The 22921-nt window shown below is 52.0% G+C and carries 19 protein-coding genes; 1 reads left to right on the top strand and 18 read right to left on the bottom strand.

The features are described from left to right. Positions 1-3: 3 nt before the first annotated feature. The 8 genes from recA to Ga0123462_RS04295 form a co-directional block, all read right to left on the bottom strand. Complete coding sequence (gene recA, locus Ga0123462_RS04330; protein ID WP_100265173.1) at positions 4-1011, bottom strand: recombinase RecA; 1008 nt, start codon at positions 1009-1011, stop codon at positions 4-6. Beyond that, positions 1004-1609, bottom strand: a complete 606-nt coding sequence (gene thpR / locus Ga0123462_RS04325; protein ID WP_100265172.1) for an RNA 2',3'-cyclic phosphodiesterase — start codon at positions 1607-1609, stop codon at positions 1004-1006. The genes recA and thpR overlap by 8 nt, the downstream gene beginning before the upstream one ends. Positions 1610-1699: 90 nt before the next feature. Then, positions 1700-3190: an alanine/glycine:cation symporter family protein gene (locus Ga0123462_RS04320; protein WP_418287834.1), complete on the bottom strand. Its 1491-nt coding sequence runs from the start codon at positions 3188-3190 to the stop codon at positions 1700-1702. A 103-nt stretch (positions 3191-3293) separates the two neighbouring features. Beyond that, positions 3294-5153: an ATP-dependent DNA helicase gene (locus tag Ga0123462_RS04315; RefSeq protein WP_100265170.1), complete on the bottom strand. Its 1860-nt coding sequence runs from the start codon at positions 5151-5153 to the stop codon at positions 3294-3296. Then, complete coding sequence (locus Ga0123462_RS04310; RefSeq protein WP_100265169.1) at positions 5146-6111, bottom strand: ABC transporter ATP-binding protein; 966 nt, start codon at positions 6109-6111, stop codon at positions 5146-5148. The genes Ga0123462_RS04315 and Ga0123462_RS04310 overlap by 8 nt, the downstream gene beginning before the upstream one ends. Then, entirely contained in the window at positions 6108-7076 is a 969-nt protein-coding gene (locus Ga0123462_RS04305; RefSeq protein WP_100265168.1) for an ABC transporter ATP-binding protein, read from the bottom strand. Before Ga0123462_RS04305 ends, Ga0123462_RS04310 begins: the two co-directional genes overlap by 4 nt. A 14-nt stretch (positions 7077-7090) precedes the next feature. Further along, a complete protein-coding gene (locus Ga0123462_RS04300) occupies positions 7091-8470 on the bottom strand; it encodes a class II fumarate hydratase (RefSeq protein ID WP_100265167.1) in 1380 nt (459 codons plus the stop codon). A 2-nt stretch (positions 8471-8472) separates the two neighbouring features. Beyond that, positions 8473-10089 (bottom strand): PP2C family protein-serine/threonine phosphatase, encoded by a 1617-nt coding sequence (locus Ga0123462_RS04295; RefSeq protein WP_232726615.1) that lies wholly within the window; start codon positions 10087-10089, stop codon positions 8473-8475. Between the two features lie 244 nt (positions 10090-10333). Here Ga0123462_RS04295 and fusA point away from each other — a divergent pair, with 244 nt between their 5' ends. After that, the gene (fusA, locus tag Ga0123462_RS04290) at positions 10334-12340 is read left to right on the top strand and encodes an elongation factor G (protein ID WP_100265166.1); all 2007 of its coding nucleotides are present in this window, start codon (positions 10334-10336) and stop codon (positions 12338-12340) included. A 71-nt stretch (positions 12341-12411) separates the two neighbouring features. Here fusA and Ga0123462_RS04285 read toward each other — a convergent pair whose 3' ends face one another. The 10 genes from Ga0123462_RS04285 to Ga0123462_RS04240 all read right to left on the bottom strand — a co-directional run bounded on the left by Ga0123462_RS04285 (position 12412) and on the right by Ga0123462_RS04240 (position 22844). Next, positions 12412-12795 carry a DUF2127 domain-containing protein gene (locus tag Ga0123462_RS04285; protein ID WP_100265165.1) on the bottom strand — a complete coding sequence of 128 codons (384 nt, stop codon included), beginning with the start codon at positions 12793-12795 and terminating at the stop codon, positions 12412-12414. Positions 12796-13124: 329 nt separating this feature from the next. Further along, positions 13125-14276, bottom strand: a complete 1152-nt coding sequence (locus Ga0123462_RS04280) for a Kae1-like domain-containing protein (RefSeq protein ID WP_100265164.1) — start codon at positions 14274-14276, stop codon at positions 13125-13127. A gap of 3 nt (positions 14277-14279) precedes the next feature. Beyond that, positions 14280-15305, bottom strand: coding sequence for a hydrogenase expression/formation protein HypE (hypE, locus tag Ga0123462_RS04275; RefSeq protein ID WP_100265163.1), 1026 nt, complete (start codon positions 15303-15305; stop codon positions 14280-14282). Continuing rightward, a complete protein-coding gene (gene hypD / locus Ga0123462_RS04270) occupies positions 15302-16423 on the bottom strand; it encodes a hydrogenase formation protein HypD (protein ID WP_100265162.1) in 1122 nt (373 codons plus the stop codon). Before hypD ends, hypE begins: the two co-directional genes overlap by 4 nt. Then, positions 16420-16647: a HypC/HybG/HupF family hydrogenase formation chaperone gene (locus Ga0123462_RS04265; RefSeq protein ID WP_100265161.1), complete on the bottom strand. Its 228-nt coding sequence runs from the start codon at positions 16645-16647 to the stop codon at positions 16420-16422. Before Ga0123462_RS04265 ends, hypD begins: the two co-directional genes overlap by 4 nt. Further along, a complete protein-coding gene (gene hypB, locus Ga0123462_RS04260) occupies positions 16647-17444 on the bottom strand; it encodes a hydrogenase nickel incorporation protein HypB (protein WP_100265160.1) in 798 nt (265 codons plus the stop codon). The genes Ga0123462_RS04265 and hypB overlap by 1 nt, the downstream gene beginning before the upstream one ends. After that, complete coding sequence (gene hypA, locus Ga0123462_RS04255; protein WP_100265159.1) at positions 17444-17785, bottom strand: hydrogenase maturation nickel metallochaperone HypA; 342 nt, start codon at positions 17783-17785, stop codon at positions 17444-17446. Before hypA ends, hypB begins: the two co-directional genes overlap by 1 nt. A gap of 661 nt (positions 17786-18446) precedes the next feature. Beyond that, complete coding sequence (locus Ga0123462_RS04250) at positions 18447-19409, bottom strand: phospholipase D family protein (RefSeq protein WP_100265158.1); 963 nt, start codon at positions 19407-19409, stop codon at positions 18447-18449. Between the two features lie 16 nt (positions 19410-19425). Beyond that, positions 19426-21186 (bottom strand): ATP-binding protein, encoded by a 1761-nt coding sequence (locus Ga0123462_RS04245; RefSeq protein ID WP_100265157.1) that lies wholly within the window; start codon positions 21184-21186, stop codon positions 19426-19428. A gap of 17 nt (positions 21187-21203) precedes the next feature. Then, positions 21204-22844 carry a DEAD/DEAH box helicase gene (locus Ga0123462_RS04240; RefSeq protein WP_100265156.1) on the bottom strand — a complete coding sequence of 547 codons (1641 nt, stop codon included), beginning with the start codon at positions 22842-22844 and terminating at the stop codon, positions 21204-21206. Positions 22845-22921 lie beyond the last annotated feature (77 nt).

The following is a 22921-nucleotide window of genomic DNA, read 5'->3' as shown; positions in this document are numbered from 1 at the left end:
TCTTTATTCAGCGACTACTGCCTCTTTGCTCAGGCCCAGCTCAACCCGGACACCGGCTTCAATCTCATTGAGAATCTCAGGATTCTCCTTGAGGAAGTTGATGGCATTGTCCCGTCCCTGGCCGATGCGGTCATTACCTTTGGCGTACCAGGCTCCGCTCTTGTTCACCAATCCGTACTTCACACCCATATCAAGCACTTCGCCTGCATGCGAGACACCCTCTCCATACATGATCGAGAATTCAGCCTGACGGAATGGCGGAGCCACCTTGTTCTTGACCACCTTCACGCGGGTATCGTTACCAAGCACCTCATCACCTTTCTTGATCGCGCCGGTACGTCGCACATCAAGACGAACCGAGGTGTAAAACTTCAGGGCATTACCGCCAGTGGTAGTTTCGGGATTGCCGAACATCACACCGATCTTCATACGGATCTGGTTAATGAAGATAATCGTGGTTTTGGTGCGCGAGATGGAGCCGGTCAGCTTGCGCAGCGCCTGGCTCATCAGGCGGGCATGCAGACCCATATGAGAGTCTCCCATATCACCTTCCAGCTCGGACTTCGGCGTTAGCGCCGCAACCGAATCGACAACGATGATATCCACGCCGCCAGAACGGGTCAGCATATCCACCACCTCAAGCGCCTGCTCACCGGAATCCGGCTGCGATACCAGCAGGTTATCAACATCGACACCGAGCTTTTCGGCATATGACGGATCAAGCGCATGCTCGGCATCTACAAATGCGGCCTGCCCTCCGAGTTTCTGTGCTTCAGCCACCGCATGCAGTGCCATAGTTGTCTTACCGGAGGATTCCGGACCGTAAATTTCGATCACGCGACCGCGCGGATAACCACCCACGCCAAGTGCTGCGTCCAGAGCCAGTGAGCCGCTCGGGATCACATCCACAACCACCTTTGCCTGGTCGCCGAGACGCATGACCGTTCCCTTGCCGAACTGGCGTTCGATCTGGCTAAGTGCGGTTTCCAGAGCTTTGGATTTCTCAGACATATTTTCCCCTCGTTCGATTGCTCGAACCGTTCAATTCAAATGTTTCCAGCCGCCTGTATTGCGGCCCTTCCGGCCTTAAAATGGACTGGTAAAGGTTTATCCTCTGCACTCCCCAGTCAAGCACGGGCACATCTGCCATCATCTGCAACTGTTCCATATCCGGTAAAGCAGCATGGCCCCTGACTCTGGCTACGGTGATGTGGCCCCGAAACGGCGCCTCCGTGGCGGTGCGTTTGCGAACGGTAGCATGCCCGGCCCGCCTGCAACAACGGGCAAGATGTTTCAGACCATCACCATCGCCTGCTTCATCAACCCCAACCCAGAAAACGCGTGGTTTTGATGCCCTTGGGAAAAAACCGAAATTACCTGTTTTTAATGTCAAAGCCTTAGCATTTCGGGAGCATTCAGCCAGCTCTTCTGCAAGATCGTCGACATCACCGCCGGAAACCTCGCCGTAGAAAGCGAGTGTTAAATGCCACAGGTGCGGCGCCACCGGGCGCCAGTGATCAGGATCAAGGTATCCCCGCTCCGATTCCCACCAGAGCGTTAACTGATCTGTAATATTTGATGGCAACTCAATGCCGGCAAACAGTCGCATGCTGCGATCATATGATGGCCGCAGATAAAATCTCCTGTTTATTTACCTAAACTGCCTGATGACTCAAAAAACATGGAACATCAGAACGGATTAATGTCTGCCAACCTCTTTGTCGAGTTCTCCGTTGCGCAGGCGTATCATGTAATCCTTCAAGGCATCGGCCACCTTGCCCTGCAGCAGGTAGAGGGCGAGGAAGTTCGGGAAGGCCATGGCGAGCAACAGCAGGTCAGAGAAGTCGAGAATATTGCCGGCACTGACCAGCGAGGCCAGCACGATAAACATCAGGAAGATCAAACGATACACCATTGAAAACTGCTCGCCGAACACATAGGTCCAGCAACGTTCGCCATAATATGACCATGAGATCATCGTCGAGTAGGCAAAGAGCACCACCGAGATGGAGAGGATCACAGGAAACCATGAGATCACTGAACCGAACGCCACGGCGGTAAGTGCAGCCCCTTTGCTCGCTTCAACCAGTGCGGCATGTTCTGGCGCGTTGTAAACGCCGGTCAGTATGATCACCAGCGCGGTCATGGTGCAGATTACCACCGTATCAATAAACGGTTCATAGAGTGCAACAAAACCCTGGCGAACCGGGTATTTCACTGAAGCAGCCGAGTGAGCAATAGCAGCCGATCCGATACCCGCCTCACTCGAAAATGCAGCGCGTTTAAAGCCCTGCACAATCACACCGATCATGCCGCCGGCAACGGCAGTCGGGGAAAATGCCTCGGTAACAATCAGGCTGATCGCTGCGGGAACATCGGTTAAGTGGCTAAGAATAATCCAGAGGCATGCGGTGAGGTAGATAAAGACCATGGTCGGGACCAGTGCCTCGGCTGCATGAGCGATCCGCTTGATGCCCCCGATAATCACGATACCCACTGCGGTCGCCATGAACACACCGAACACCCACGGATAATCCTTGAAGAAGGAGAGTTCATTCTGCACAGCACCCATCGCTTGCGACACCTGGAACGCATTTCCGCCGCCGAACGATGCGCCGACACACAGGATCGCAAAAAGAACCGCCAGCTTGCGGCCCATACCCGCCATCCCCTTCTCTGCAAAGCCCTTGGAAAGATACTCCATCGCACCACCCATGACATGGCCGTCAGGGCGAAACTCGCGATACATCTGTGCCAGTGTCACCTCGGTGAATTTAGAGGTCATGCCGAAAAAGCCGGCAATAATCATCCAGAGGGTGGCCCCCGGACCACCAATACTGACAGCTATGGCGACACCTGCGATATTGCCAAGACCCACGGTTGCAGAAAGCGCCGTGGTCAGAGCCTGAAACGGGGAGACTTCACCCTGATCATCGGATGAACGGTATTTGCCACGCAGAATCTGCATGGCATGGCCCATCATGCGCAGGTTGATAAACCCGAACCGGAACGTGAGGTAGACCGCACCGACAATCAGCCAGGCTACGATAAATGGCATCGACCCCTCACCGGGCATGACGTCAAAGAAGAGCACCGATGCAAGATAACCGTTGAGGGTGCCGAAAAAGGCATCCACACCAGCCGATTCAGCCTCGGCATGCGCCACACCCGCAGGCAGCAGCAGCGACATAAACAGTATGATTTTCAGATAAAACTGTCCCATGACTCCCCCAGAACCAGAAACTCTGCCGAAACAGCATGGTAATGAAAACCCGGCAGCCACCCGGCCAGACCTATTCAGCCGCCTCGAAGAACCAGCGCACTTCGGAGAGATCGTCCCTGATCGGTGCAGGAGGCAGGTTTCTCGCCACCTCTCTGCCATACCCCTTCACGTAGAGGCGGGAGTCGAGCAGTGCCATCACGCCACGATCATGAACCGAGCGGATCAGCCTTCCTGCTCCCTGCCTGAGGGTGGCAATAGCCTCAGGCAACTGGATATCGCGAAACCCGCTTCCACCCAGCTCTTCGCACCGCTTAATGCGCGCCTTAAGCAGTGGATCATTGGGCGGGGCAAATGGCATTTTATCAATTATCACCAGACTCAATGCTTCGCCCGGAACATCCACCCCCTCCCAGAAGCTGCGCGTGCCGCATAGCACGGAGTGGGTATCGGAGCGAAAGGTCTCAAGGATCGCATCGCGGCTACCCGACTCCCCTTGAATCAGAACATTCCACGGTAGCCTTCTGGCAAGCTCAGGACCAATCTGGGTCAGTGCCTGCCATGAAGTAAAGAGTACAAAAGCACGCCCGTGTGATGCACGGATCAGTGTCTCCATCTCATCGGTCATTGCACTGATTCCCTGTTCGGAACGGGGATCGGGAAGCGTTCTCGGCAGATAGATCATCGCCTGCCTGCCATAATCGAACGGAGATGGATGAAAGCTCTCAACCGCATCCTCAAAACCAAGCCTCTGTTTGCTGTAGTCAAAACTTCCGGATACGCGCAGCGTGGCTGACAGCAGAACAAATGCAGCAGGCCGGTCCCATAAGTGCTGCTTCAGTACCGGTCCGGTTTCGACAGGTGCCACGACATAGCGCCTGTTATCCGGCTCGCCATCGCTCCAGCCGACATAGCCCTCTCCGGGTTCACGTACCATGGCGATATCGGCGGCGATCTGCTCGGCCCGGTCAGCCACTCTGGCCAACTCCTCGCTGCGTTCACGGCGGGCATCAACTCGCTTCAGCATATCTCCCCAGTGGTTTTCAACCTCCTCCATCGCCCCTTTCTGCCACGCATCAAGCAGTTCCCGGCCAATTTCCACCAGCTCCTTTTTCAGAACCGGCTCATCTCCCATCTCATCAAGCAGTGACTGAACATCATTGAGCCACGTAATAAGCGTGAGGCGGGTCAACTGCACCCCGAAATGCTGACAGGCAAGTTCAGGCAGCGCATGCGCCTCATCGAGCACATAGGCATCAAAGCCAGGCAGGATTTCACCGTACTCTCCGGATTTCAGCGCCGCATCCGCCAGCAACAGGCTGTGGTTGGTTACCACAATGTCGGCTGACTGCGCCTTTTGACGTGCTTTCATCAGCGGGCAGTTTTCAAAATCTCCGCAACGGGAACCCAGACACTGGTCCGCCGTGGCCGTCACCATCGCACCGATCCCCTTGGCAAAGACGTCGAAATCCAGTCCCGAAAGATCACCATCTCGACTGCTATCGGACCACTTCTGCACCTTGAGCAGAGATTTCTGCTGCCAGATCTCAGGCTGCGCGGAGGTCAGGGATCGCTTCAATCGCTGTGGGCAGAGGTAGTTGCTGCGCCCCTTTAACAGCGCCACCCTGCGGCTGGCGCCAAGCGCTTTCTGGACGGCGGGCAGGTCTCGGTGAACCAGCTGATCCTGCAGAGACCGCGTATGGGTAGAGATCAGGACTTTATCCGAAGATCGAAGCGCAGGGATCAGGTAGGCCAGGGTTTTACCGGTTCCCGTTTCCGCTTCAGCCAGCAGCAGGCCGCGCTTCTCGAACGCTTCGGCAATCTCATCGGCCAGAAGTATCTGCTCATCGCGCCGTGCATAACCGGGCAGCCCGCTGACAAGTACCGACTCATCCTCAAAATCGCGCCGGACCAGGCCGGCCAGCTTATTCATGGTGAGAACTATTCAGGGGATAGAGACAGGCAAAACCATCACTGTTCAGCCTGCAGTTGAATGTTGAGCAAGCCTCCTGCGCATAGAGACAGCGATGCCTGAACGGGCAACCGTTCAGTGCCACCCCTTCGTCGCTTGCGGCCACAACCTCACCACCACTCCTCTCATCGGGATGGGCAATCGGACGCGCCTTAAGCAGCGCTTCGGTATAGGGGTGCCTGCACGCCTCAAACACATCAGCAACACCCCCCTCCTCCACCACATGGCCGGCAAACATCACCGCCACCCGATCGGCGATATGGCGCACCACCGAGAGATCATGGGAGATAAAGAGATAGGCAAGACCGCGATCCTTCTGGATATCGTTTAGCAGATTAAGAATCTGCGCCTGCACCGACACATCGAGTGCTGATACCGGCTCATCAAGCACCAGCACCTTCGGCTCAACAATCAGTGCCCTGGCTATGCCGATTCGCTGGCGCTGTCCTCCCGAAAACTGGTGCGGATAGCGATCCATACCGCTCTCATCGAGGCCGCACTGGCTGAGCACATCCGCAACCCGCTCACGCCGCTGGCTGCGATTTAACTCCGGCTGATGCACCCGCAATCCCTCGGCAACACTCTCCCAAATCCGCATGCGCGGATTAAGGCTGGCAAATGGATCCTGAAAAACCATCTGGATATGGCGTCGAAGCCCTCTTATCGCCCTGCCGGAGAGGTGCGTCACCTCGTTCTCACCCCAGAATATCTGTCCTGAATCAGCAGGCAACAGCTGCATCGCCATCCGCGCCGCAGTCGATTTACCACTACCTGACTCGCCCACAATCGCAAGTGTCTCTCCCGCCTTCAGATCGAATGAGAGATCAACCACCGCTTTCTTGGCATCACCTGTGGCACGGAACATGCCACCGGAAGCAAATGTCTTACTGAGCCCGGAAACCCTCAGTACGCAACTCATGCCGGATTCTCCACATGAATGCAGCGCGCCACGTGGCTGTTGCCGCTCCATGCATCAGCGTTGACGGGTGTGGCTTTGCACGCCGCATCGGCTAGCGCACAGCGAGGAGCAAAATGACACCCCACCGGCCACCGGCCCGGTTGCGGCACCTGCCCGGGAATAACAGCCAGCGCACCACCCGAGCCTGAAACCTCCGGCCTGCACCCCATCAGTGCTCTCGTATAGGGGTGAGCCGGACGGTCAAATATCTCCTTCACCGGCCCAGCCTCGACAATCTGACCGGCATACATGACGGCGACATCGTCACACATCTCAGCCACCAGGCCGAAATCATGGGTTACCAGCAGCAGCCCAAGGCCGCGCTTCTTCTGCAGATTGAGCAGTAGCGCGATAATACGCTTTTGCACTGACACATCGAGCGCAGTAGTCGGTTCATCGGCAATGATGTAGTCGGGATCGGCGGCCATCGCCATGGCGATCAACACGCGCTGGCGCATACCGCCGGAGAGGGCATCGGGATACTGCTTGAGAATGGTTTCAGCATCCTGCATTCCGACATCCCGAAGCAGATCGACTGCCCTTTGCCGCGCCTGATCTTTACTCATATCCAGATGCAGACGAATCACCTCTGTTATCTGGCTTTCGATCGAAAAAACAGGGTTGAGAGCAGTCATCGGCTCCTGAAATACCATCGCGATGCGACCACCGCGTATACGCCTGAGCCGTTCATCGCTCATGGAGAACAGGCTCTCGCCATTGATCAGAATATCACCGCTGCTCTTGTTCACACCCTGATATTCGCCAAGCCTGAGAATGGCCTGCGCAGTCAGCGACTTGCCACAACCGGACTCGCCGACCAGACCCAGTACGCGCCCCGCCTCAAGCTGCAGCGACACTCCCGATACAGCATCCACCCGTTTGCCCTGAACGGATACGGAGAGGGAGAGGTTACGGATATCAAGCATGGTGCTTTGGGGCTTCAGGCCTGCGGTGCCAGCATGGAAGCTGGATCGAGCAGTCTGTCCAGCTCATCCTCGGGCAGCACCCCCTCTTCCAGACATATCTGGCGAACCGTTTTACCCTCACTGACTGCCTGTTTGGCAATCTGTGAGGCTCGATCATATCCGATCACGGGAGCCAGCGAGGTGACCATGCTCATGCTCCACTCGATCTGGTCGGCACAACGATCACGATTGGCAACCAGCCCAGAGATACACTTGTCGGCAAACATCCGTGATGCACTTGCCATCAGGCGCTCGGATTCGAGCAGGTTATGCGCCATCACAGGCAGCATCACATTCAGATCCAGTAGTCCGGAAGCACCACCAAAAGCGATTGCTGCGTCATTGCCAATCACCTGCGCAGAGACCTGAGCCAGCGACTCGGCAATCACCGGATTCACCTTGCCCGGCATGATTGAAGAGCCCGGCTGTACGGCGGGCACAGTGATCTCGCCGATGCCACAACGCGGCCCCGCATTAAGCAGTCGCACATCGTTGGCAATTTTCACCAGCGATACCGCAACCGTTCTCAGCTGACCAGAGAGCTCGACAGCAGCGTCCTGGGCTGCCTGAGCCTCGAAGTGATTGCGTGATTCACTGAATGTTATGCCGTAACTGTTTGAGAGCTCAGCGGCAATCATGCGACCGAAATCGGGGTGGGTATTGAGGCCGGTGCCAACCGCGGTTCCACCCTGAGCCAGCTCTGTGATTCTCGGAAGTGTCGATTCCAGTCGCCTGATGCCGAGATCGATCTGTCGCGCCCAGCCGGAGATCTCCTGTCCAAGGGTGATCGGCGTGGCATCCATAAGGTGCGTGCGGCCGATCTTCACTGCATCCATCGTCTCACCCGCTTTCGCCTCGATGGCCTGCAACAGATGTCGCAGAGCGGGCAGCAATTCATACACAAGCAGGTCGGTGGCCGCCAGATGAATGGCGGTCGGAATCACGTCATTGGAGGATTGCCCCATGTTGACATGATCATTGGGGTGAACAGAAACCTTCTCGTCAATCTGATTACAACGGCAGGCTATAACCTCATTGGCATTCATGTTGGTCGAGGTACCCGACCCGGTCTGAAAAATATCGACAACGAATTCGCTGTCCCACTTGCCCTCAGACACCTCTTTGGCTGCCTGCACAATCAGTTCAGCCTGATCCGCCCCCAGCTTTCCCAGTGAACAGTTGACTGTCGCCGCCGCCTGTTTGATGCGTCCCAGCGCACGGATAAACTCACGTGAAAAACGTAGTTCTGATACCGGAAAGTTCTCAACTGCACGGGCGGTTGATGCGCCGTACATCGCATCCGCAGGCACCTGCATCTCCCCCATCGAATCCTTTTCAGTTCTCATGTTCGACATGTTTACTCCCGTCTTACGCACAACAGCGTCAAATCATCATCCTGCTCGTCGCGGCCATACCTGTTCAGCTCATCCAGTAGCAGAGCTGGATAGCGATCGATCGGATCGCCTCGATGCGCTTCCAGCCACTTCCGCAACCGCTTCTCACCAAACCGCTCGTTGCCGAAACGGCCGGATGTTTCGGTCACCCCGTCTGTATAGGCGAGCAGGGTGTCACCGGGATTGAGTTCAGTGCGAACCACCTCGTATTTCATCCCCTTCATCAATCCGAGCGGGGGCCCGGATGCCTCAAGCGGTCTGATTTCATCTCCACTGGCAAGCAGTGGCGGTACGTGTCCGGCATTCATCCACACCAGCGAGTGGGTTTCAGGCTGCAGCTTACCCATAAACAGGGTCACAAACCGGCCGGCAGAGAGCGATTCACAGAGTGCGTCATTGAGGTAATTACCCGCCACTTCGATCGGCCAGTCAACCGTAGCCAGACCCCGCAACATGGCCTGCAGATTGGCCATCGTCAATGCAGCCGGATAACCCTTGCCGGAGACATCGGCAACCATCAGCCAGATGCGCCCGTCCTCAAGCTCAATATAATCGAAATAGTCACCACCCACCGAGAAGCAGGTCTGCTGAAACCCCTCCAGCTTATACCGGGGAATCACCGGTGCCTGCTTGGGCAATAATCCCTGCTGGATCTCGGCAGCAATAGCCAGCGAATCCTTCAGATCCTCCCGCTCCTGCAATCCGTGCATGGCGGTATTCAGGCCTCTCGCCAACTCCCCGAACTCATCATCAAGCAGTACCGGCACCCGGCCCGTAAAATGACCCTCGGCAAGATGGTGCAGACCGGCCTGCAGCGACAGCGTAACATGTTTGAGGGTATGACTGAGAAACCAGACCAGAATACTGCCTGCAGAGATACTCATCGAGAGCAGCACCATCGCCTGTGCGAGGATAAAATGCTCCTCAGCCACCTCACCGGCCTGTGAGAGGAATACAAACAGGCCCAGAATCATCGTAGGCAGGAATCCCGTCACCATAAACACCAGCCACGGCCGGTACTGCGATGAGATCAGGTAACGCTCCATTTTCATGGTTCCGAGTTCTGAGACAAAGAGCCCCTGCAGCGCCAGCTTCGCCCTTAATCTTGTCGTGAAAACAATGGAGCTGGAGACTGCCAGTGCCGGTGCCAGCACAGCCGCTCCGAAGCTGAAGTTCAGAGTCAAAGCAACAAACATGCGCCAGGTAAACAGATAGTCACCCATCAGTGCCACCGAACTGATCACGACGATCAGATAGAGGGCGTATAGCCAGCCGGCTATGGAGTAGGCTTTGAGTGTTCGCCACGGAAAATTGGCCACGACTGATTCGATGACACGGCGATGTTTTTCGGGATGCTCGCGGGAGACCAGGTAGGTCATGATCGGGCGGAAGGCCCACCAGGCCGCACCTGCAAAGAGCAAGACAAACACGACCATATCAAGCAGCGAAACCGAGACCGAAATACCCAGGTTAGCGGCATTGCCGTTGGCCCACATCACGATCTGCCCCACCATAAAGACGGTCGGCAGCGGCCACAGGTAGAGCAGGTATTTATGGAACTGTCTGTTCAATATCCCCATCCCGTGACCCTATCCCGTTTTATCGGCGAGTTCACCTTTCGTTTTCACGCTTTGCCATCTCGAATCAGAGCAAATCAGAAACCTGGTAGCGATGAAAATGGATAGACGAATGTTCGCTGTTTTTGTATGCTTTAGAGAAATCGAAACCAGCCACTTTCGGGTCAAAACCACTCAGATGGATTACCTCACAATTCGTGCAGGATTCGGTTATTCATTTTGTTAATTCATCAGGCAGGAGGGTGTCTTGAGTAAGCTCAACAGCTCACAAATCAGAAACATTGCAATGCTCGACCATGAAGGAGCGGGTGAAACCACGCTTCTTGAGTCGATGCTTCATGTTGCAGGAACCACAAACCGCATGGGCCATATCGATACCCATAATACCATCAGTGATTTCGACCCCGATGAGAAGCAGTATGAGAAGTCACTCTACTGCTCCACTATATCATTCAATTACAATGATCTTCATTTTAACTGTCTCGATGTACCCGGTTCTCCCGATTCCATCGCAGATGTTATGACTGCCCTGCATGCAGCTGAGTGTGCACTGATTTGTGTCGATGCAACTGACGGCGTCAAGGTTAATACCCGTAAAGTGTGGCGTCTGGCCGGCAAACGTGGCCTGCCTCGCATTATCGCCATGACAAAGCTTGATGCGGATAATACCAACTTCTCTGAAGCTCTTGCCGCACTCAAGGCGGATTTCGGCGATCGCTGCATTCCGCTCTATATGCCTAACGGCTCATCCGCCTCCTTTACCGAGGTTCACTCCGTACTGCACAACAGGGATGCCAGCATAGAGACGGCCGCTGTCTATGAAGAGATCGTTGAGGCGATTGTCGAAACCGATGACGCTCTGATGGAGCGCTATCTTGAAGGCGATACGATTAGCGAAAAAGAGTTTGTAGCAGCCCTTAAAGGCGCTGTGATCGACGGCAGCCTCTATCCGGTCATCCCAACAGCCGGAGAGAAGGAAGTAGGCACTGCGCAACTCCTGGAGCTGTTAAGCGAACTGGCCCCGGCACCGCATGAGATCGAACATATCGTCTACCAGAACGATGAACCGGTTTCGATTAACGATGTCAAAGGCTTCTCAGCTTACGTTTACCACACAGAGTCGGACGAGTTTGTCGGCCGCATCTCCTATCTTCGCGTTCTCTCCGGCTCCCTCGCCGCCCATGGCAGTTTTATCAACCGCCGTTCCGGCAAGGAGGAGAAAGCGGGCCACATCTTCCGTGTGGTCGGAAAGGAACAACAGGACATCAAAACCGCAGTCGCCGGCGATCTGGTCGCCATCCCGCGCGTTGCAGACATGCATGCCAACGACATTATCACCGATGCAAACACCGTCATCACAATGGATGATTTAAAACTCCCTACCCCGATGGTTTCTCTGGCTGTGCGTCCGAAAACCAACAAAGATGACCAGAAACTCGGAACCGCCCTGCACGAGTTCGAGAATGATGACCGTACTTTCCACGTCCATTCCGATCCGCAGACACACGACCTGATCATCAGCGGCATGTCTGATCTGCATTTGCGTCTGATCCTTGGCAAGCTCAAGCGCCGCTATAAGGTCAACGTGAGCACCTCAACGCCGCGGGTTGCCTATATGGAAACCATTACCAGCAGCGTCAAAGATGTCGAATATACCCACAAGAAGCAGTCAGGCGGCGCCGGCCAGTTCGGTCGCGTGGTGATCAATGTCGAACCCCTGCCTCGCGGTGCAGGTTACGAGTTTGTCGACAAGATTCATGGCGGCGTCATTGATGCCGTATTCCGCACCTCAGTCGACAAAGGCGTTCAAGCCGCAATGGAAGAAGGTGTAATGGCCGGCTATCCTGTTACCGATGTACGGGTCACGCTGGTCGATGGAAAAACCCACACGGTTGATTCCAAGGATATCGCCTTCCAGATCGCCGGGCAGAAGGCATTCAACAAAGCATTCAAGGAGTGCAAGCCAGTGCTTCTTGAGCCGATCGTAACGATGGAGATATCGGTGCCACAGGATCACATTGGCGACATCATGGGCGATCTTAATTCACGGCGCGCCCAGATTCTCGCGACCGATATGAAGGGTAACTCGACGATCATACAGGCGCGTGCCCCGATGGCTGAAATTCAGTCCTATCAGGCACAGTTGAAAGCGATGACCGGTGGCGAGGGAAGTTACACGATCGAATTCGATCATTACGATGTAGTTCCTGCTGCTATCCAGAAACGCATTCTGGAAGAGTCCGCAAGCAGTTGAATGGAAACTTGTCCCGGCCGGTAGCGATACCGGTCGGGTTTTCCATGCGCTAATGGAATAAATGCCCTGAATTAGTGGAAAAGTTTTCGGGTTTCTTTCCCGAACAGATAAAACAGAAAAAATACCGCAATACCAATCCCCACCAGTTGCAACGTTATATTGGCAGGCGAGTCATCCAGACTAATTGCCACTACACTCAGCTGAATGGAGACAACGTAAATTGCGATTGCCAGATAGTACCCCCATCTCTTCAACCGCCACAAACCGTACGACCCGAGCAGCGTAGAAACTCCAATGGCTACTACAATCAGATTAATCAAGGCCAAATCCAGTGCAAACAGGTCAAAAATAATCGATGGCACGCCATAAACGAGGCAGAGCAGGCCACCAAAACCAGTGTATACTGCCAGGATGACCAGACATCTCGGTTTCCCATCAATTCCCAAATCAAACATGCGTACTCCTGTATGACTTTTATAGACAATAACTGGGGAACTGCAACCTACACCAAAATAATACTTGACTTATTTACTAGGTTTCTATATGGTGTACCTACCAATATGACTCAAAAGGTCTTCAGGAGGTCTGATATGAGCAATAGCAACGAAACACATGACGGCGTAGAAGGACTTGGATTGGCAACCATGTGCGGCGGTACAGCACTGGCATTCTGGGCAGCAGTGGTACTGCTGTAAGAAAAACAAGTATCGGTTCAAATTGACAAAGCCCCGGCATGCCGGGGCTTTTTACTACCCCATCTGAGCATCTCGATTGAGACCCACTCCTATCGGGCAGCGGCTATGATGGCCTGACCCAGTGAAAGACCGCCATCGTGTACCGGAACCTGACGGTGCTGCAGCACCTCAAAGCCACAGGATTCAAGCGATCGTGGAAGATATGTGGAAAGCAAACGATTCTGAAACACACCCCCTGAAAGTGCGATACGGTTAAAATCATGATTCTCATTTATTGCCTGGGCCACTTTAGTCAGGGCATCAATAAGCGTGTGATGAAAACGTGATGCAATAGCCTCCGGTTCAACACCGCTCCTGATATCAGCCAGCAGCTCCAGCCACATCGGCTGCCAGTTGATATGCATACAATCGTCACGATCAATGCGGTATGCATAGGGCTCACACACTTGTTCAAAGCAGGTTGCAGCAAGCCTCTCAAGGTTGATGGCCGCCTCTGCCTCAAACGCCACCCCTTCTCGGTTTATGCCGAGACCTCCTGCCACGGCATCAAACAGGCGTCCGCAGGAGGAGGCAGGCGGCGCATTCATCCCCTTATTCACCATGGTTTGAAACGTCTCGACAGGTTTACTTTTCAGAAACTGAACAATATCGACATCTGCAAATTGAGTATGCACCTGCTCCCAGATGGGCAGGAGATGCGCCAGGGTATTCCGCCAGGGTACTACAGCTGCTGCTGCCCCACCGATCATGGCAACAGGTTGAAAGCAGGCCAGCCTCTGAAAGCGGCGATAATCCGCCAGCAATATTTCACCGCCCCAGATGGTTCCATCATCGCCGAAACCCAGTCCATCCAACGCAAAACCGAGCAGCGGTTTCGTATCAACCGGCAGCGCATTGTCAGCCATTACTGCTGCGATATGGGCATAGTGGTGCTGCACAGAGTGAAGTGTTAATCCGTACTTAACCGCCAGCCGCTCCCCCCATTGCGAGGAGAGGTAGTCAGGATGTTTATCGATAACCAGATGTGCAGGTGGCGTTGTCTCAAACAGTTCATCAATCTGGTCGATAAAATTCCGGTACACAAACTCCTGTTCAAGATCACCCATCGTCTCGGTGATCCAGGCCCTGCCGGCGTCGATCAGGCAAATGCTGCTTTTTAACTCGCCCCCCAGCGCTAAAATTGCGGGCGCCTTGTCAAATCCCGGTGGCAGATCGATCTGGATGGGAAACTGCTCAGGCATTGTTCAGCAGATACGCGGCAACTGCTCACCGGCCAGCCAGTCAACGACACGCAGACCTCCGAACACCGTTTTCATGGTGACAAGCTGCCGTTCGTCCTCCACAACTTTACCGATGATCGCTGCATCCCTGCCCAATGGATGTGCCTGCATAACTGAGAGCACCTTTTCAGCCACGCCGGCAGGACAGATGCATATCAGTTTGCCTTCATTGGCAATATAGAGCGGATCAAGCCCCAGCAGTTCGCAGGCCCCCCTGACCTCGGCGCGAACCGGAATGGCACCCTCCTCGATCTGCATGCCGACCCCGGATTGGCGTACCAGCTCATTAAGCGTGGTGGCCAGGCCTCCGCGGGTAGGATCTCTCAGGCAATGAATCTCGGGAGCCACGTTCACCATCTCTGCCACCAGTTCATGCAGTGCCGCCGAATCGGATCTGATAGCGGTAGCAAACTCCAACCCCTCCCGGCTGGAGAGAATTGCAGTGCCATGATCACCGATATGACCACTGATCAGAATCATATCGCCCGCTTCCGCCCGGTCGCCGGAAATATGGACGCCTTCCGGAACCACGCCGATACCAGTCGTAGTGATGAACACACCATCGCCTTTTCCACGCTCGACCACCTTGGTGTCGCCGGCTATGACAGGTACATCGGCCTCTCTGCTGGCCCTGGCCATACTGGCCACAATGCGATCCAGACCTGCCAGCGGAAACCCCTCTTCCAGAACAAAACCGGCGGAAAGATAGAGCGGCCTGGCGCCACTCATGGCAACGTCATTAATCGTGCCATGAACCGATAGCGAACCGATATCACCGCCGGGGAAAAACAGCGGCGATACCACATGTGCATCAGTACTCATCACCATGCGTCCTGCACCGACATCAAAGAGGCTGGCATCATCGCCCTGCCTCAACCATGCATTATCCAGATGGCGGATAAACAGCGATTCGATCAGCTGTGCCGATGCCCTGCCGCCGCTTCCATGCGCCATTTCAACCACGCCGCGCTCAATATCAAGCCTGCTCATATTTCGGACTTCCCGCCAAGACGATATCTTCCATAACTGTACTGGGCTGCACACGCCCCTTCGGATGAAACCATACAGGCCCCTTTCGGCTGTTCAGGGGTACAAATCGAGCCAAACAACTTGCAGTCAACGGGATCGCTTACCCCCCTTAACACAGCCGGACAGATGCAGCCCCTGATATCCGCCACATCAATCGCCTGCATGCCAAAGCGCTTCTCGGCATCAAATGCATGAAACGCTGCCTTTATCTGAACCGCACTGTCAGGCAGCCCGCCCAGGCCGCGCCACTCAAACATGGCTCGGGGCTCAAAAATAGCCTGCATCAGAGCCTGTGCTTTCCTGTTGCCTGTCTGACTGACGGCTCTGCTGTACTGGTTCTCAACCTCGAATCGCCCCTCATTGATCTGGCGAACCAACATCAGCGTCGACTGGATCACATCCAGCGGTTCAAAGCCGGCAATTACCAGCGGCACCTGATAGTCGTTGCAGCACCCGGCATAGGCCTGGCTGCCGATAATGGTGCTGACATGTGAAGGGCCGAGAATGCCATGAATATGGGCCTCGCCGCTGGAGAGCAGGTGCCTCATGGCCGGTGGCGTCAGCACATGATTGCAGTAAACAGAGAAATTGCTTAGCCCCTCCTTCTCTGCAATCTGAATAGCCGCAGCCGTCGGCGGCGTAGTCGTTTCAAAACCGATGGCAAAAAAGACCACCTGCCGTTCAGGATTGGCACGAGCAATTGCCAGCGCATCCGTGCTTGAATAGATCATGCGGATATCCGAACCGCGCGCCCTGGCCCTGTTCAGGCTGTCGCCTCTGCCTGCCGGAACACGCATCAAATCGGCGTATGTACAGAGAATGATATCCTCAGCCTCGGCCAGTTCGATCGCCGCCTCAATGCGCCCGGCCGGCAATACGCAGACCGGGCAGCCGGGGCCGTGCACATATTTAAGGTTCTCCGGCATCAGATCATGAATACCGAAACGGAAGATGGCATGGGTATGGCCGCCACAGAACTCCATCAACCGGTACTCCCGCTCCGGGTTCACCTCTGTGCGGATCAGTTCAGCAAGCCTGCGCGCCTTATCGCCGTCGCGAAACTCATCGACGTATTTCATGGCTCCACACCCTTGAGTTCATCGAACATGGTCAGGGTCTTTTCCGCCTCTTCAGGGTCGATACGCTCAAGCGCGTAACCGACATGAATAAGTACATAATCTCCGACTGCCACATCATCGAGCAGCAGCGTAGAGACCTCTTTGGAGATGCCATCAAGATTCACAACGGCCGTGGAGGCAGCGCGATCCAGTGATTCAACCCTGGCCGGAACAGCAAGGCACATTAGCTGCTTTGTTCCTGGCTGTATCCACCGGTTCGTGCGATTTCGCAATTTGCCTTGATCCAGTTCAGCCAGCCATCCATACCTTCACCCGTGGTGGCGGAGAGCTTGAGGATTTTTATGCCGGGATTAATGCGGCGGGCAAAATCGCAACAGGCATCCAGATCAAAATCGACATACGGCAGAAGATCGGTTTTGTTGATGATCATCAGGTTTGCAGCGTGGAACATGTCAGGATACTTCAACGGCTTATCGCTGCCCTCAGTGACTGACAGAATCACAACCTTGGCGGCTTCTCCGAGATCAAAAGCGGCAGGGCATACCAGATTGCCTACATTTTCGATAAACAGGGCACTTCCGCTGGCAGGTTTCAGATCGTCGATGGCGTGACCGATCATGTGTGCATCCAGATGACACCCCTTGCCTGTGTTAATCTGAACCGCCTTGCTGCCCGCCTCGCGAATACGCGCAGCATCCAGATCTGTCTGCTGATCACCCTCAATCACGGAAACAGGAACTTCATTCTTAATGGCCGCGATGGTTTTACTGAGAAGAGTCGTTTTTCCTGCCCCGGGGCTTGAGACAAGGTTCAGGCATAACACGCCGTTATGATTGAAATAGCGGCGGTTGGCATCTGCATAGCGGTTGTTTTTGCTGAGGATATCCTGTTCGATGCTGACAAGCCGGGACTGCTCCATCCCGGCCACATGTGCACCGGCCTCTCCATGGCCATAGTGGTGACCATGGCTGTGCTCATGTTTATGCTCATTCGGTTCTCCACAACCGCACACCGTACACATCAGACTACCTCCACATATTTAATTCGCATTTCGTCCCCCTGCCTTATCTCCAGAGGGTAGGATTCGCAATTCGGACAGGCATCATACCTGTGATCGATCCGGACTTCCGAGGCACATCGACTGCACCAGCCAAGCCCCGGAACCTCGTCGATTTCAAGCTTGGCACCCTGGGCCACAGTGCCAGCAGCCACCGCATCAAAGGCGAAGCGCATCGCTTCTGCTTCCACACAGGAGAGCAAGCCTATCTCAAGCCGGATGCTTTGGATGCAACTGAAGGATTCCACCTCCGCCTTCTCCTGCAACAGCTCCACGATACCCTGGCAAAGCGACACTTCATGCATCGCAGTGACCCGTTAAATTGTCCATGCATAAAAGGCTAACAACACTGACTATCGATTCCAACACTGCAGCCAGATAATAATGTCAGAACATGACCTGAAGATGAACAAAGCCCCCTGCTTTCGCAGAGGTCTTTGGATTTGGTGGCGTTTCAAGGACTCCCATTACTCTGCAATTTTATTCGTATTGCTTGGTTTTACACTCTCGCATGTCAAAACATACCGACGAAAGTACTGGTATATTTATGGCCCGCCTCTCCTCGGCAGAAATACTAACTACACTCTGGCACTATTTAAGGGGGAGCAGATCACATCACCATAATTCGAATGTGACCTCGAAGACTGGATCCTAATACCTTTTCTATCATACTGTTTATAAATGGCATTCATTATTCGGAACATCTTTGTGCCAACATAAATACCAACAGATTTAATTCTACCACCTAAATTTTCTTCAATATGCATGGCCTTGCTGCACCTTCATACCTTACAATGATTAGTAATCAGAAGGCCTAGGTGGACTGCCCGCATTTCAGTAGACGTTTGTTATCTTACAAAAAACCTTTCTCATAGCCAACTAATGATTCAGCAAGCAGCAATTGCCCTATGGTCGTAACAATTGCATGACCATAGTCATGAATTAGTACTTCCTTTTAGCTGTTTTCTATTCAGAAAGAACCCTAAGCCTTTGCGAATGCCGCCCCGGAATATCTACTGCCAAACCAGGAACCTTTAAAAATTCAACCCATGATAGCAAGTTAGAAACTAAGCATTTTATATCTTTCCTATACGGTAATGGATCATCCAGGAGCGCATCGTGCAGCCTTACAGTTAACTCCCCATAATGTAATTGACCACCATTCTTCTTTAATTGGCATATTAGCCAATGATATGCTCGACTAGATATGAATGCTGGCAACAGGCTGCTTGCTTCAATGTGATGGTACAACACGGGCAATCCTAACAGTTTAGTATCATGCTCAATCTCACGAGCAAAATCCGGAGAAATCTCCATTACTAAACTCTCTGATGAGGGAGAAGACCATAATAAATCCGCAACCCATAGCTTTTGTGGAGGTTGAAGAAACTTCTCTTTCAACTCATTTGGCCATTCCCCATCTGATGCCTTTGTTTTTTCATCTGGAGGCAATTCATCAAGATATTTTCTTATTTCTAAATACAATTCAGGAGTAATGTATACGCTTTCATCCTGCACTGTTTTTATCACATCCAAGTCCCTTTGGGAGGCCAAAAAAGAGACTCCAAATTCTCTGTTTCCTCCGGGTGCAAGAGCAAGACCCTTATTTGTAACATTTGCACTACCGAGATAAATTTGGTGATCATCTACCAGTGCTACTTTGGCATGCAGGTCCGGCTGCACATAAAAGTCCCAACCAAGAGACCTAGCATATTCATAAGAATCTAGATCAGATGCTCCAGATATTAAATCCTGGAGTTTCCAACGAACTATAAATTGAACCGCAACACTTGGGTGACTTATGTGATGATTTATCCACTCACAGCCACCTTTTGTAACAAATGCTGAAACAACAACAATAGACTGTTTTGCATTAGTAATCGCTGCAGCTAGAGAGTTCCGATAAGCCTCTGTTCCGAGCAGGTTCATATAGGTTTATATGAACTCATGCTTCATCCTTTAATTTCAACAAAAATGTCTTCAGGTGGCGCCCCCATATATCCCTAATTTCGTCCAACTCATCATTTCGACTATATAATTCATCTTCCATTCTCGCATAGGCCATTAAAACAAGATCAAGTGCCTCGATATATTTATCATCATCGGCATCCATAATTGGTTCATACAAATCACTAAAGAATGGGTGTTTCCTATTGATCACCAGCACACATGTTCCACCGATAATTTCGATGCTAAAGAACTGGGAGCCGGGCCAAGCGCTAAAGTCTTTCTCTATAATTAAGTCAACCTTCTCTTTCGCGACTGCAGCAGCCTCATCAGTAAGAAGAGATGAGTCAGATTCAAGTAGGCGATCTCTCCACTCAACAACCTTCTCATCTCCTGATTTTTTCTGACCAATTTCTGCAGACCGTGTAGGCGTCTTTAATCCCTCAAGTTCCTGGTTTGCAATTCGGGTACTTTTGTCTGATGCCGCCCTTTCTTTTGCGCTGTCTCCCCGCTTACCTGCACCTCGCCCCTTAATTATATTCCACATCTCTTTATGGTTCTGGTAGAAATATTTACTTAGCTGCATTCTAAGAAGCAACTTAAGATCATCTTTTAACATGTCTTCCCAGTCATCAGCGTGCTCTTTTTTGAACTCTTTTTCGTCTATATAATGAACCCCTCTCACGGCCTGTTTGTTATTCGTCACTCCAAACAGCTCATCCAATTTTGGCTCAAAGCGAATCTCACACCCCCACCATCTCTCTCGTTCATCCTGACTGTTAAAGTAGCCGAAGGTACCAAAATCGATCTCTCTGGCTGCCCTCATAAAAGATATCCCTGTGTTCCGTCTATAATGTTGCCCTAACAGTGATCCGCCGCCTAGGGTCTGGGTTTCTGGCAAAGCAATAGAAAACCTAATCTCAACATTCGCTGTATCACCATCTTCATTATATCTTACAGGGAAAGAAACTATATTCCCATGCAGCATGTTAGTTTTTTTGGTTTCAAATTCAGGGATATTATTTGGGGTCATCAGATACAAGGGGTCATTCGCCTGCAGGGGAGTGATTTTCTTCTCCATATTCCCAAGAAGCATTTCTTTGCTTGCCTCTACAAGCCTTATCTTCACTTTCTTTCCATAAGAATTATCATCATCCAAGAAATGCCTATAAATTCTGCATAAATCTTTACTCAAGGTTGTAAAGAGAGTTCGTGACCTCGCCATATCAAGCCGATCACACTTTGACCACACAATTAGCGTTCCTGACTCCTGAACACCCCCCTCAATAGTCTGCTTCCACTCTTGGGGCAACTCTTTCCTCGTTACTGGATTCACCTCATCAAGATCACCATTACTAACCTCATCAACATCGAGGTAGGTGTGATAGCACTCATTGTTTTGCCACGAATAGACATCAATTCTCTTGGCCTGACTTACTGAGGCATTCGGCAAACCAATACCAAAACGACCAATACCACTCCTAGATGATAAACGAGTACCATTGCCAAATTGCAAACATATCTCCAAAACAGAAGGAGGCATCCCACCACCGTCATCATATACAGCTAACTCATTGATTCTGTATGTAGTTCTAGCCCCCTGAAAGACAGCTTCCTCAAAAGTAATAATCTGGATGTCTTTAGCTTTGGCCTCAATCGAGTTGTCAATTAACTCAGCCACGGCCGATGCTGTATTTTTATAGCCAGCATCTCTGAAAGTTTGAATCGCTGTTTTTGCTGGTATCAGTGCATTTGCCATTATCTGTACTCCCTCATTTATTCACCCCATGCTTCATCAAAATATGAAAAAGCCATGCTTTCATTTGGAAACCCGATCAGGTTGTCTTTAAGGTCAACCAATTTACAGTCAAGATTCCCCCCCATTCGTTTACCTCTAATTCCACGTCCTATCATCTGGGAATAAAGAACAAGTGACCCTGTTGGTCTAGCTATAAGTACCGCATTAGTATTTGGTGCATCAAAGCCAGTTGTTAAAACACCATAATTAACCAGCACTCGAACAGCACCATGTTTATAGTCATTAATATGTTTATTCCTATCATATGAGCTAGTTGAACCATCAACACACCTAGCTTCAATACCACGCAACATCAGAAGTTCAGCTACCAAATGAGCATGTTCAACGGACAGTGCGAACACGATAGAATCTCTCCCCTCCATTACTAATGCCGCAATCTCAGCAACAATCAAAGCATTACGCTCAGCATCATCTGCCAATCTATTAAGCACGCTTTGAGGGAGATCAAGAAGGTTTGCAACATAGTTCTTTTCTTGTTCAGTGAGGTCTACAGTCACTTGCGTTGCTACAGCCCTGCGGATTATTTTTGCCAAATACTGTTCTTCTTGGAGGTAACCAATCGGATCTTCTACATCACATCCATTTTGATCTGTAATGGTGATTTTATTTCCATGAAAGAATTCAACTAACTCTTTCGTTTCATCTTCTTCAAAGCCTCGCCCCGGAGTAGCGGTTAACCCCAAAATTTTAGTAGAATCAAGATTTGATATGAATTCAATACTTGCTAGATATGTAGGGGCAATAGCTTTGTGAGCCTCATCAATAACAACCATTCTACACTTTGATTTTAATTGCCCGGCTTGGATGAATGTCTGATCTTTCCTGCTTAGACGCATTGCATGAATTCGTTGAAGACTCGCAACGACAAAACCTGAGCCATTTGAGAAATCAGGTGAAGGGTGCTTACCCCAGAGGCGGATTACATCAATGCTTTCATCGCCTCTTACACTCCAAATCTTTTTAAAGGTTTCCACAGCTTGCTCGCATAGCTCTTCTGAATGAGCAAGCCATACAACATATCCAGATCGATCTGAAAAGGCCCTCAAGCAATCTACGAGGCCTTCTATGCATGTTCTTGTTTTGCCTGCGCCCGTGGGCATATGGAGCATCAAACGATCTGCACCGCCAAGCAGGGTTCTTACATACCTATCTTTAACCCTTCTTTGATATGGAAAAAGGATAGTATCAGGTTGTATGTTTTCTACAGAGGGTGGTATCTCTTCTTTTGGTGGAAAACATTCATCACCTAAATCAAACAGATTCAATAGCCTTTTAGTTGACGACCTACTTCGCCCCCAGCTTTGTGAGTCCAGATTTTTACGCTCATTTTGGCTCAAAACCCTTCCATCAAGGAAGTTTCCATCATAAATGTAACCTTGATATTCAGGCTCGAGGGCAAGAAATATTGCGTTTCTTATTTCTTTTTGGGCTAACACTTGTGAGCCGTAGCGAAGTACTAGTAAGTCTACTAGTTTACTCTCAGTGACACTGGCATTCAGAACGTCATAGATCATTTCCAATCTTTGGTGCCCTACTAGGTTTGCTAACCTAGCTGTACCAAGCTTTCTCAATGTTGGCTTAAGCTCTAGATTCTTCACATATCCCCCCGCCCAGTCCCATTATAGACTGCTTTTGAGAACTTGCACTGTCCCCTCTCCACGAATGCCACCAGCTC

This window comes from Mariprofundus ferrinatatus (genome assembly GCF_002795825.1).
Lineage (GTDB): Bacteria > Pseudomonadota > Zetaproteobacteria > Mariprofundales > Mariprofundaceae > Mariprofundus > Mariprofundus ferrinatatus.
This window is presented reverse-complemented; position numbering and strand designations above follow the sequence as displayed.